The organism is Koromonas humicola, from assembly GCF_059726255.1.
The window spans coordinates 2459901-2472493 of record NZ_AP040873.1 but is presented as its reverse complement, the minus strand read 5'-3'; the positions used below and the strand labels follow the sequence as shown (position 1 = coordinate 2472493).

Sequence of the window (12593 nt, the reverse complement as noted above, 5' to 3'; positions counted from 1 at the left end):
TCACCTGTAGGAACTATCGATTTTATCTAGATGCGATTGTAGCAGCGGTGGTCGCGAGCAGCTTTTCACCTATGTCGGAACCTTGAGCAGAAGGTATCCGCCAAGGAAGCCGAAAATGAGGTCTGGAGCCCATGCAGCCATCGCTGCAGGCAACTGGCTCGCGTTGCCCATAGCCTCAAAGAGGCCAGCTGCCACGAAGTACACAATAGCCACTCCAAGCGCCACGGCGATACCCGTTAGTGCACCCTTGCGGCCCGAGGAAAGCGAGAAGGGAACTGCCAAAACCGCCATCACGAGAGTGATGAGTGGGTAGGCAAATTTCTTCTGCAATTGCACTCGGAGGCGAACAACATCAAAACCACTCTGCTGAAGGTCAGCAATGTAAGCCCGCAGCTCCTGGTAATTCATCTCCGAGCTTTGGCGTACTTCCTTCTTGAAGTAGGTTGGCGGCTCGATCAGGCTCGGGAAAGTCTCAGCATCGAACTGGTGGAAATTCTGAATAGCCGATCCATTGAAGCTTCGTGCCCAACCCTGCTCAAAAATCCACTTTTTGACCTCTTCAGACCAATGAGCCCGTGCCGCGTGCACTCGACCTGTCAGCTCAAAGGTGTTCGGATCGAACTGGAAGGCGGTCACGTTCACGAAGGTGTTCTGATCCGGATCGAAGAACTCGTAGTAGTAGATCGTGTGATGCTCGCCAAATATCCACTTGCGATCCGGACGCAGGTAGGTTTGCGCAGGCTTGCCTTTGATCTGATTTCGTATGGTTTCTTGCCGCTGGTTTGCGCCCGGAATATAAAACTGGTCAAAGAAGAACAGCCCCGTGCTCAAAATGGCCGCAATCACGAACACCGGGAAGATCACGCGATAGATGCTCGTGCCCGTAGCCTTCATCGCCGTGATTTCGTTCGATTTTTGCAGCAGGCCGATGGTGGTCAGCACCGCCAACAACACGCTGAGCGGCGTCATGATGTAGATCATCGACGGCGTTACATTCAACAGATACTTTCCGACCACGATCAGCGGAATCCGATTGCGAACGATGTCACCGAGCAGTTCAAAGAATGTGAAAACGAGGGTCAGCAGGATGAACGAAACGAGGATCATCCCGAGATACATGACAAAATCGCGCAGAATTAACTCGTCCAGCAGCAACGGATAGCGGAGGCTGTACTTGCCGCTGCGCAAAGCTCTGTCGCTTGCACGAGAAAGTCCTCGTGGTGATTTGCGGCGGTCCTTGTCCGGCTCGCGTGCCGTGAAACGTTCACGAATCGCGTCCCACGCACCACGAATTGAGCCAATGTCGATGAGGGCACGCTCGACCCTATACAGCAGGATGATTCCTGCGATCAAGAAGACAACATTGGCCCCCCAGACTCCAACGCCGGCAGGAATCTTGCCGCTCCGTCCGAGTGAGATTCCTGTGAGCGAGACGAAGTAGTACAGGAATACGAGAACAATTGTGAGCACGAATCCCATGCTCTTGCCGCCCTTCTTCGAGGACAGGCCCAGAGGGATGCCAACCAGAGCAAGTACAAGGCATGATGTGGGCAGGGCAAGGCGGCGATGGAATTCAACTAAGTTCCAGCGGGCGCGGGCGGCAGGGGTGTCCTGCGCATTTCGAGGCTTTCCTGTATTCGCGTCCGGGTGATGTCCGCGGTACCAAAGCTCGGCGGTGCTCATTTCGCTTACCGGGACCAGTTCTTTCTTGTCTTCCTCCGGTGCCGGCAGGGAAATGGGTATGTCGGTGTGAGAAAAGGTCGAAATTTCGTACTGATCCGGGTTGCGCGACTGCACGATCTGCTGCGAGCCCTGGTTCAGGTGCATGCGGATCGTGTCCGGGCTATCAGAAATGATCAGTCCGTTGCGTGCTACGGTAACTTTCGGCGCGGTCGGGTCCGACACATCTGCCAGGAACACCCCGCGCCATTCGGAAGCGTTCGATCCCGAGCGCACGTCTTCGACGTACAGCACCATGTTCTTGAAATCTTCATAGAACACTCGGGGCTGCACTTCGAAAGACGCTTGCGAACCCTTCAGCTTATCCTGCAAGCGTGCCAATGCGGCAGACGACATCGGCGCGATCCAAACACTGTTTGTCAGTGCTAAGACCCACGTAGCAATCGCAAAGATCGCGATGATTCTCACGAATTTCCAAGCGCCCAAACCGCTTGCACGCATGGCGGTGATTTCGCTGTCAGCAGCGAGCCGGCTCAGACCGAGCAAGATGCCGATCAGCAGGCCCATCGGGATCGTTATGGTGCAAGCTACGGGAAGTGTAAGGAAGAAAAGCTCGGCTACACTGGGAAGCGGCGCACTGTTGCGCACGACGATCTCGAGAAGCTTCCCGAGATCGCGCATAAAGATTACGAAGGTGAACAGCGATGCGCCGATCACGGCGTGTTGTACAACTTCGCTAAGGATGTAGCGCGAGAGAATCTTCACGGCGCAACCGGCAAGTACTTTCGTCGATACTAAATGTGCTTTCGTGAGTCTAGCATGGCCGCAAATGCTTGGGGACTGCTATCCTAGTCAAGTTCAAGGCAAATTGTACCGTTTAGTTCATACCGATGGCTCAAGGTAAAATCCGACTTCTACTTCTTTGGCACATGCACCAGCCCTTCTACAAGGACTTGGTCAGTGGCGAATACCGTCTTCCCTGGGTTCGACTACATGCACTGAAAGACTACTACGGGATGGTGAAACTGCTGGATGAGTTCCCGGAGGTTCACCAGAACTTCAATATTGTGCCTTCGCTTGTGGCGCAAATTGAGGACTACAACTCCGGAATGTTCCGCGACCCGTTTTGGGATGTCGCTGCCAAGCCCGCATCGGAATTGAGCCTTGAGGAGCGGCACTTTGCCCTCACCTACTTTTTCCAGGCCCACGGCGAGCACATGATCGGGCGGTATCCAAGATATCGCCGCTTGTGGGATCAGGTACGTGCAGCCGGGCCGGATCCAGCCAATGCTGCCATTACTTTTTCCGACCGCGATTATCGCGACTTGCAGGTCCTATCGCAGCTTGCTTGGTTTGATGAGTATTACCTAGAAGATCCTGCAGTGAAAGCCCTTATCGAGAAGGGCCAGGACTTCAGCGACGAAGATCAGCGATTTATTATGAGCAAGCAGCACGAAATCTTACGGGCCGTGTTGCCAGCGTATCGTGCCGCTTCCGTGCGAGGTTCTGCAGAACTGTCCGCAACACCGTATTATCACCCAATCTTGCCGTTGATCTGCGATACGGATTCGGGCAGGGAATCCGTACCGGGACTGCCGATGCCGACGGAACGATTCCGCCGTCCCGAGGATGCCGAGGAGCAGATTCGCCGCGCGCTTGACTTACACGAGCGCACTTTCGGCGTTCGTCCTGCTGGGATGTGGCCGAGCGAAGGCTCGGTGTCGGATGAGGCCTTGAGCATTGCTGCTCAACTGGGCGTCAAGTGGATGGCTACAGACGAAGGCGTTCTTGGGCGCAGCATCGGCCATGAAATGACACGCGACGCAGACGGGTTCCTCGACTGCATAAGCGCTCAGAAGCTATACAACATCTATTGCTGGGAGCACGATGGTCAGTCGATGAACCTCGTGTTCCGGGATCATCGTATTAGCGATTTGCTCGGATTCGTGTATGCCGGCATGAGTTCTGCTGATGCCGCTGCTCATTTGCTCGGCACTATCAAGCGTGCGGCAGCGCCGGTCGTGGAGACAGGACGCGATGCCGTCTTGCCAATCATCCTAGACGGGGAAAATGCTTGGGAAAGCTATGAAGCGAATGGCCGCGATTTCCTGCGCCGCTTCTACGATGGGCTTCAGCATGAACCCCAAATAGAGCCGATTACTATTTCCGAGGCGATCGAGCGTCAGCAGCCAGAGACGATTGGCAAGTTGCGCGGGCTTGTTCCCGGGTCATGGATCAATGCAAACTTCAACGTCTGGATCGGTGCGCCTGAAGACAACAAGGCTTGGGATTACTTGAATCAGGCACGAGAGTTCTTCGACACGAATGAAAGCCGTGTAAAGAGTTCCGACCGCGCCCTTGCCTATGAAGAGTTGCTTATCGCTGAAGGCAGCGACTGGAACTGGTGGTACGGGCCGGAGCATCACTCGGCGAACGACCGAGACTTCGACGAACTCTACCGCAAGCATCTTTCCAACGTGTACACCGCTCTGGGTGGTGTGCCGCCCGATCATCTCGCGCACCCAATTTCCGGTGTGCCGACGCGGTCTATCTTTGTTCCGCAGACCGCGTACGTGCACCCTTACATCGATGGTCAGGTGAGCAGTTACTTCGACTGGATGGGCGCGGCCATGTTCTCGAGTGACAGGCGCAGCGGTAGCATGCACGGAAAACTCTTCGTGCTCGAGGCAATCTACGCAGGTATTGACGACGACAATCTGTATGCTCGCCTCGATTTCGCTGCCACACTGCCTGCCGGAAGCACGACGGCAGCGCTTCAGCTTGCATTGCGTGACAGCGAGCAGACCATCGCGACACATCGTCTCGATGTCGAATTGGCGAACGATCAGGTGACCGGGTGGAAACTGCGCAATGGAAAGAGTTCCGTTGCGTCACAGAGCAAGCCGCAAGGAGTTGAGATTGCGATCGGCAAGGTGCTCGAAGTAAAGATTCCTATGGCGCTTGTAGGAGCGAAAGAGGGGCAGACCTTCAACCTTCGATTTGTGCTCTATCGCGATCGATTGCCCATCGACGCCCTGCCACAAGAAGGTTCGCTGGAAATCCAAGTTGCGCCCGAAGATGTGTTGGTGGAAATGTCGTATCAGTCACAATGAGCCATAGGTAACGACAAAATGCCTGAACTGATCAGAACCGGGGTTTCCATCGAGCAGGACCTACTGGAGAAGTTCGATAAAGTAATAGCCAAACGCGGCTATGCCAATCGATCCGAAGCGCTGCGTGATTTGATTCGTGAGGCGCTTGTGTCTGAAGAAATCAGCGATAACAAGGCAGTTGTTGCCACCCTCTCCATGGTCTATGACCACCATCGCCCGGAGCTTTCCAACAAGCTCAATGCCGCACAACACCATCACCATGACAACGTGCTCGCAGCCACTCACGTTCATCTCGACCAGAACAACTGCCTGGAAGTAGTGATCATGAAGGGCCGGGCAGGCGAAGTGAAACATCTTGCCGACCACATGCTTAGCATGAAGGGAGTGAAACACGGCAAACTGGTGATGACTACCACGGGCGAGAATCTCTGAACCTTTTCCACCTCGTAGCCCAGCATTGACCTTGTTTTGTGCGTAGCACGATTTACAAAAGCGTGTTACGCATGCAATCATCTTTGTAGAACAGGATCAACTCTGTTCAGTACTTCTCCTTGCGAACAGGGTTGCGCATGATCTGTAACACTCTTTTCGGACTCCCGCCCCGCTCAATCAAGGCTTTGCTGATTTGTTGCTTCTTGCTAGCGTTCTCGGTGTATTCCCAGGCGTATTCTGAGGCCGTGTGTCGTGTCGTTTCCGGTGTTGTAGTGACTGACAAGGGAGAAACTGTTCCGGGTGCAACTATCTCGGCGCATGCGGCAGATCTTGTCGAGACTACAAGGTCAGACGCTCAGGGCCTGTTCAGTGTGTGTGTTCCTGGAGGGCCTACTAGGCTTTCGGTTACAGGAAAGTTCATCACACAATTTGAGCAGGTGGTCGCGGCCGATGCCGCAACCACAGATTTGCGCTTGAAGATTCGCTACGCAATTCCTGTTGCGAAGGAATCAATTGTTATTAGTGCAAACGCCGCCGACCCGTCTATTGATCGCCGCGACGGAGCTATTTACGAAAAGACGCTTTTCGCGCGAGACGATCAGCTCTTCGAGGCGCTGGACAGTGGGATCAATGCAGGGCAGCACGAGGGCGGTGGCAAGTCGCTGGAATTCCGTAGATTTGGATTCAACCTCGATCACGGTGGGGTAAACGGCGGGTTGAAGATTCTTGTCGACGATGTACCGCAGAATCAGGGGACACAGGCCCACGGACAGGGCTACCTCGGCTCTAAAGGCGCTCAGTCCTGAGCTAGTGGATTCAGTCGACGTAATCAATGGTCCGTTCAATGCAGAGTACGGAGATTTTTCAGCACTGGGTGTTGTTCACGTACGCCAGAAACAACGACTTGAGAACGTCCTCACCCTGCGCACTCAAGGGGGATCGTTCGGGGCGTATCGTACGTTTGCCGCGTGGAGTCCACGAATCGCAGACGCGGATAGTTTCGTCGCGTGGGAGCATGCATATACCAATGGCCCCTTCTTGCGGCCGCTGAAGTATGTTCGCGACAACCTCACGGGAAATTACTCATTCAAGTTTGCAGGTACTCAGTCGGTCGCGTTGCGATTTGCGATCGGGCGTAATGACTTTGACTCGTCTGGCCAACTTCCGCTCGACCAGGTGATGTCTGGGCATCTGGATCGGTTTGGCTTTATCGATTCAAGTGACGGGGGAAGCGTCCGCAACGGCACACTCGCGGCGTACTACAAAGTCGATATTTCTAGAACGAACACGTTGCGGCTCGATGCCTACTTGACCCGTTCGCTTTTCGACCTGTATTCCAATTTCACGTTCTTCCTGAATGATCCTATTCACGGCGATGGCATTCAGCAGCACGATTCTCGCTTGCAGGATGGGACGAGTGCACAGTACGTGCATGCACACAAGTTGTTCGGACACCCGGCCGTGCTGATTGCTGGCGCTAATCTGTTTGAAAGCTGGATTAATGTGGACTTGTTCCATCAGCAGGACCGCAGAATCATCGCTCCGGTGCCGGGAATACCATGGACCGAGGACAACGCGCATATCACAAATGGGGCGTTCTATTTGCAGGAGGGCGCGGACTTTCCGCATCTGCATCTCGATGCGGGCCTACGATACGACGCTTACCGGTTCAACTCCGTAGACCGACTCTCTTCAGGTCGAGGCACGAGTTACTCAGGCTACGCGGAGCCGAAACTGAATGTGGTTTACACCCCATCGGAACGCATTCCCGCATCCTTCCATTTTAATTACGGCCGCGCCGTTACCAGTCAGGATGCACGAGGAATCGCACTGGCTCCAGATGCTCCCAAGGCGAGCGCCACCGATTTCTACATGTTGGGGACGTCTCATAATCTGAAGCGATTTTCGGCCAGCACTGATCTGTTCTTGATCAATCGCCAGCATGAGGATGTGTACGACGCCGACAATGGAAGCATGGAATATCAAGGCCCGACCCGCTCGTATGGTTGGGAAGCGAAGACCTCAGTACAGCTCACCGATCATCTAAGTTGGGCTGCTGGCGTGACGCAGGTTTCAAACGCATTCTTCCTCGGCACACGTCCTCGCGAGTATGTAGATAGCGCCCCACATACAGTGGCGAATTCCAGCCTCACACTGAACGCCTGGCATGGATTGTTCACTTCAATCCGATATCGACATATCAGCCGATATCTGCTCGTCAATCCAGACGACACTTCGGTTACTGCCGCTGCGCCCTATTCAAACCAAGCGGTTGCACACGCGAGCGGTCTGGATGTGATCGATTTTGCTCTGAGTAAGAGACTGCGGCGAGGTCTCGACTGGAATCTGGCAATCGACAATCTCAACAACAAGCGCTACTACGAGACGCAGAATCTGTTCGATTCGCGATTGACTCCAACCGGTCCCGTGCAAGCTCGTATTCACGGCACGCCGGGCTATCCGATTGGCTTCAGTACCGGACTTACACTTCGATTCGAGTAGCGACTTCTAGCGCGATTGTGGCTCGAACGGCCATTTGCGGGTTCGCATCGAGAGCATCAGAAAGCCGATGATCCCGACTGCGGCGAACAGCATTGCACGACCGACAAGGGGCAACTTGTCCAGCAACACCAGCGAGAAGCCTGCGACCGTTATCACCACTGGGAGAGGGTAAAGCCACATTCGGAAGGGCCGTGGCTGATCCGGGTTCGTGACTCTCCACACCACAGCGCCTACTGCTTGCAATAGAAACAGAAGCAGGATGCGGATGACCACCAAAGCGCTGACCAGATCGCGCAATTGGAAAATGCAGAACAGGCAAGCCAATCCTCCCAGCAGCAGAACGCTCGCCGATGGAAAATGTCCCGTTGGATGCACGCGCCGAAACAGCGCAAAGAAATTTCCATCGCGCGCGGCGGCGAATGGAATCCTCGAATAGCCTGCAAGCAAGGAAAAGATCGACGCGAAAGCAGTCCAGATCACTAGAACCGCAACGAGTATTCCTGCCCATCGGCCATATACAATCTCAGCGGCCTTCGCGACCACAAAATTCTGAGCCGTGCTGCCCGACATCGCCGCAATCTGCGTCACTGGCATCACGCCGAGCACACTGACGTTCATGGCAATGTAGAGGGTAGCGACAGCAGCAATGGACAGCAGCATTGAGCGCGGGATCGTTCTTGCCGGGTCGACTACCTCTTCACCAAGAAAGCAGATGTTGTAATAGCCCCAGTAGTCGTAAAGGGCCACCATCAGCGCACTCGCAAATGCTGCCGTGAATCCTGTCGCGGGAGGCGTGGCCCAGCCTGCAGGAAAAGCGAGTGAGTGATCGAAATGAGAGAAGCCTACGTAGATAACGAAAGCTAGCGTGCCGAGAACGCCGACCCACAAGAACTTCGATACCCGGCCCACGCCGCTGATATGTCGGTACACGAGGAACGTTGCGAAGGCTCCAGCCAGCATGGCCAGTACGGTCGCGCCTGATAATTCGAACACCAGTCGCACCGTTCCCAACATTGGGAAGGCCACTGTAGTGCGCCATAGCACCTTGCTCAGCGCTGGCAGGACATAAGCTGCGTATCCTGCCAGTCCAATGCATCCTGTGGCCATTGACACCGGTGCGCTGAAGACAAGTTGAAACACGAACAGAAATGACAGCAGCCGACCCCATTTCTGTGGTCCGTAGATCTGCTTCAGGTATTCATAAGAACCGCCGGCGCGGGGCATTGCCGCGCCAAGCTCAGCCCATATCAGTCCATCGGAGAGAGCAAGCACCGCGCCTGCTATCCATCCGTAAACTGCCTGTGGCCCATGCATCGCTGCGACCATCAGCGGAAGGGTCACGAACGGTCCAACGCCGATCATGTCGACCATGTTCAGCGCCGTTGCCGGAAGCAATGTCAGTCCACGTTCCAGTCCCGACTTGCCATTCGGCGCCGCAGAGTGACCTTGCTGTGAGTTCGCGTGCATTGCTTTGACTATAATTCCTGCAACCCAACATCCCCAAACCAGAGTACCGTGTTTTGTCCTTCCCGCCGCTTGCGACTACACTCAGACCTGCTACATCTGATTCACTTTCGGAGCGCTCGATGGAGAAATCGTTTCCGGTCGTCACGCGCACGACCGTGCTATCCCTGATCTTCCTTCTGTTGGCGGGGGTCGCCATTGCACAGCAACCCGCTGCATCCGCAACAGCTGTACGTGCCCTGATCGTAGTAGCGCACCCTGATGATGAGACTTGCTTTGCGGCGACCGTATATGAAATCACGCACAACCTGGGCGGAACCGTCGATCAACTTGTGGTCACGAATGGCGAGGGCGGATATCGGTACTCGTTGCTAGCTGAATCCTACTATGGCGTCGCGCTTACCGATGAAGCTACGGGCCGGGCCTCACTGCCCGAGATTCGCAAACGCGAACTGCTTGAAGCTGGACGTGTCCTGGGCATTTCAAATCACTTTTTCTTGGATGAGCCCGATCTCCGCAATACCAAGGACATCGAAGAAGTCTTAACTAAGCACTGGCATCCCGGTGTAGTCCTGCCAGCGGTCCAACGTCGCCTCGCAGCAGGAAATTACGATTTTGTCTTCACGCTGTTCCCATCTCCGCAGACGCATGGAGGCCATAAGGCCGCGACAGTTACTGCAATCAACGCTGTACAGCAGATGACGGGGCGCAAGCCCGTCGTGCTTGGGTGCCAAGCCTCCCGAAACGATGCGGAGGCGAAGCTTTCATGGCTGCCATTCCAAAGTCAGCAGCACCCGATTTCCGTGCTGCCGCAGGTCTATTCGACGGACCGCACTGTGAAGTTCGGATTCAACGATGCTCTTGATTACCGCATCGTGGTGAGCTGGGAAGTCGCTGCACACAAATCGCAAGGAGCCTTTCAAGCCAACGTGAATCGAGCAGAGCGCGAAGACTTTGTTGTGCTTGATACCGGCACTCCCGACGAAACCGCTCGTGCGAGTGCGCTCTTTCAGCAGCTGACACAGCATGCGGCGCATCCCAAAGGCATAGTTCCAATCCATTCTGCTGTATCACCTGCCGACCGCTGATTCAGTGATCTAGCGCGGATCGCCTTCACCGGGAGCGAGAAACAGATTCTCCTCCAATCCATGTTGGCGTGTGTAGAGATCGTAATAGCGGCCCTCATGCAGCAGCAGTTTTGCGTGAGTGCCGCGTTCAACGATGCGCCCGGCCTCGATAACCAGAATCTGATCGGCCTTGCGGATCGTGGAGAGTCGGTGCGCGATAACAAACGTTGTGCGGCCTCGCATGAGATATGCAAGTCCGCTCTGAATGACCGCCTCCGATTCGGAGTCCAGGCTTGAGGTCGCTTCATCGAGAACCAGAATCCGCGGATCGGCCAGGATGGCGCGCGCGATTGAAATGCGCTGGCGCTGCCCGCCGCTAAGCTTCACCCCTCGCTCACCAATCACGGTGTTGTAGCCGTCCTCAAATGTTTCAGCAAACTCGTCCACCCGTGCGATGCGACAAGCTTCCATCACTTGCTCGTCACTAGCGTTCGGACGCGAAAATGCCACGTTTTCGCGAATGGTGCCGTCGAACAAGAACGAGTCCTGCAACACTACGCCAAGTTGGCTACGATAGCTGTCCAGTCGAACGTTCGAGAGATCGACGCCATCGACCAGTACCTCTCCTGATTGCGGTTTATGAAACGCCGCAAGAAGTGAAATGATGGTTGACTTGCCCGAGCCCGACGATCCGACGAGAGCCGTTAACGTTCCAGGTAGAGCTTGGAAGCTGATGGAGTGAAGGACTGTCTTCTCCGATGTGTAGCCAAATGTGACATCGCGAAAATCGACCAGTCCCTCGACCCTGCCCATCGTCTGAGTGCGATTGGGATCCTCATCTTCGGGGCTCTCACTCAGAACCTCGCGAGTGCGCTCTAGTCCTGCAAGAGCCTCGGTGAGTTGCGTTCCGATGCCAACCACCTGAAACAGCGGCGCGGCAAGATACCCAAGAAACATAATGTAGGTGAAGTACCCGCCCATGGTGAGTTTGCCTGCGAGTATCTGTCGCGAGCCCATGTACATCACGATTGCGCCCACTATTCCCATCAGCATCGCCGAAGACAGTCCCATCAAGGACGATGCGGTCAAGGTGCGGAAGACGTTTTGGAGCAGGCGATCGATCCCAGCAGCGAAGACATCATGCTCGCGCTCTTCCGCGTGGTATCCCTTCACCACGCGTACGCCGCCGAGTGATTCGGTCAGACGTCCGGTGACCTCGGCATTGATCTTACCTCGCTCGCGGAAGATGGGACGGATTACCTGGAAGGCTTTGCGCAGGACGATGCCGAACACCAGCAGGAATCCGAAGGCGATGGCCGTCATTACTGGGCTGATTCGGACCAGCACGACGAACGCAATCATTGCCGTCAGCAGCCCGCCGACAAAATCAATCAACCCTGTGCCGATCAGGTTGCGGACGCCTTCCACGTCGGTCATGATGCGCGACACCAGCGTGCCCACCTTGTTTGAATCGAAGTACTGCAGAGGCAATCGACCGACGTGTTCCTGGACCTGACTTCGCAGCTCTGCTATCAGCCGTTGTGCCGCCTTTGACAGCGTTTGGGTCAGCGCAAAGGATGTGGCTCCCTGAATGACTGTTGCGAGCAGAACTGCGCAGACCAACGGAGCAAGCAACGAGTGATGGTGCTTACCAATAACGTCGTCCACAAGGAACTTCGTAGAGGCTGGAAGCACCAGTCCGGTGATCCTGTTGACCACCATGAGTCCGAATCCAAGGGCGAGCAGACCTCGGCGTGGGCGCATGAGCGCCCAGACTTCAGGAAGAGCTTTGAATACCTTTACGGGCGGCCCCTTGTGGGGTTCAGAACTGGACCTGTAATGCACCCCTGTATTGTCTCATTTACGACCGGCTGCAAAGAATCGGGCATCGAATTACTCGCCGATGACCTTCACGAGAACTCGCTTGTTGCGTCGTCCATCGAACTCTGCGTAGAAGACCCTCTGCCAAGGGCCCAAGTCAAGCCGACCTGCCGTGATAGGCACGATAACCTGATGGTGCACCAACATGGATTTCAGGTGCGCGTCGCCGTTTGTCTCTCCTGTCTGGTGATGCTTATAATCCGGGTCCCGTGGCGCAAGTTTCTCCAGCCAGGTCTCGATGTCCTCAATCAAGCCTTCTTCGTTGTCGTTGACGTAAACACCAGCTGTGATGTGCATGGCCGACACAAGCGCCAATCCTTCCTGTATGCCGCTCTGGCGCACGATCTTCTCCACCTGGGGCGTGATGTGAACGTATTCGTGTTCGTTGCGCGTGTTGAACGTCAGGTATTCGGTATGCGATTTCATACAGAAAGTGTAAGCCACAACCCAAGCA

At 55.2% G+C, this 12593-nt stretch carries 9 protein-coding genes; 5 read left to right on the top strand and 4 right to left on the bottom strand.

The window, feature by feature from the left end:
* Window positions 1–69 precede the first annotated feature (69 nt).
* Window positions 70–2445: an LPS export ABC transporter permease LptF gene (gene lptF / locus AC6IZD_RS10710; protein ID WP_497783310.1), complete on the bottom strand. Its 2376-nt coding sequence runs from the start codon at window positions 2443–2445 to the stop codon at window positions 70–72.
* Window positions 2446–2570: 125 nt separating this feature from the next.
* Here lptF and AC6IZD_RS10705 point away from each other — a divergent pair, with 125 nt between their 5' ends.
* The 4 genes from AC6IZD_RS10705 (at window position 2571) to AC6IZD_RS10690 (ending at window position 7727) form a co-directional block, all read left to right on the top strand.
* Window positions 2571–4793 carry a glycoside hydrolase family 57 protein gene (locus AC6IZD_RS10705; RefSeq protein WP_497783309.1) on the top strand — a complete coding sequence of 741 codons (2223 nt, stop codon included), beginning with the start codon at window positions 2571–2573 and terminating at the stop codon, window positions 4791–4793.
* An 18-nt stretch (window positions 4794–4811) separates the two neighbouring features.
* Window positions 4812–5225, top strand: a complete 414-nt coding sequence (gene nikR / locus AC6IZD_RS10700) for a nickel-responsive transcriptional regulator NikR (protein WP_497783308.1) — start codon at window positions 4812–4814, stop codon at window positions 5223–5225.
* Between the two features lie 137 nt (window positions 5226–5362).
* Window positions 5363–6031 carry a carboxypeptidase-like regulatory domain-containing protein gene (locus tag AC6IZD_RS10695; protein WP_497783307.1) on the top strand — a complete coding sequence of 223 codons (669 nt, stop codon included), beginning with the start codon at window positions 5363–5365 and terminating at the stop codon, window positions 6029–6031.
* Window positions 5961–7727 (top strand): TonB-dependent receptor, encoded by a 1767-nt coding sequence (locus AC6IZD_RS10690; RefSeq protein ID WP_497783306.1) that lies wholly within the window; start codon window positions 5961–5963, stop codon window positions 7725–7727. Before AC6IZD_RS10695 ends, AC6IZD_RS10690 begins: the two co-directional genes overlap by 71 nt.
* Window positions 7728–7733: 6 nt before the next feature.
* Here the strand turns inward: AC6IZD_RS10690 and AC6IZD_RS10685 are convergent, their stop codons facing one another.
* Window positions 7734–9194, bottom strand: coding sequence for an APC family permease (locus tag AC6IZD_RS10685; RefSeq protein WP_497783305.1), 1461 nt, complete (start codon window positions 9192–9194; stop codon window positions 7734–7736).
* Between the two features lie 119 nt (window positions 9195–9313).
* On the opposite strand from AC6IZD_RS10685, the gene AC6IZD_RS10680 reads away from it, so the two are divergent.
* Complete coding sequence (locus AC6IZD_RS10680) at window positions 9314–10279, top strand: PIG-L family deacetylase (protein WP_497783304.1); 966 nt, start codon at window positions 9314–9316, stop codon at window positions 10277–10279.
* 9 nt (window positions 10280–10288) lie between these two features.
* Here the strand turns inward: AC6IZD_RS10680 and AC6IZD_RS10675 are convergent, their stop codons facing one another.
* A complete protein-coding gene (locus tag AC6IZD_RS10675; protein WP_497783303.1) occupies window positions 10289–12022 on the bottom strand; it encodes an ABC transporter ATP-binding protein in 1734 nt (577 codons plus the stop codon).
* Between the two features lie 129 nt (window positions 12023–12151).
* Window positions 12152–12565, bottom strand: a complete 414-nt coding sequence (locus tag AC6IZD_RS10670; protein ID WP_497783302.1) for a secondary thiamine-phosphate synthase enzyme YjbQ — start codon at window positions 12563–12565, stop codon at window positions 12152–12154.
* Window positions 12566–12593: the final 28 nt, after the last annotated feature.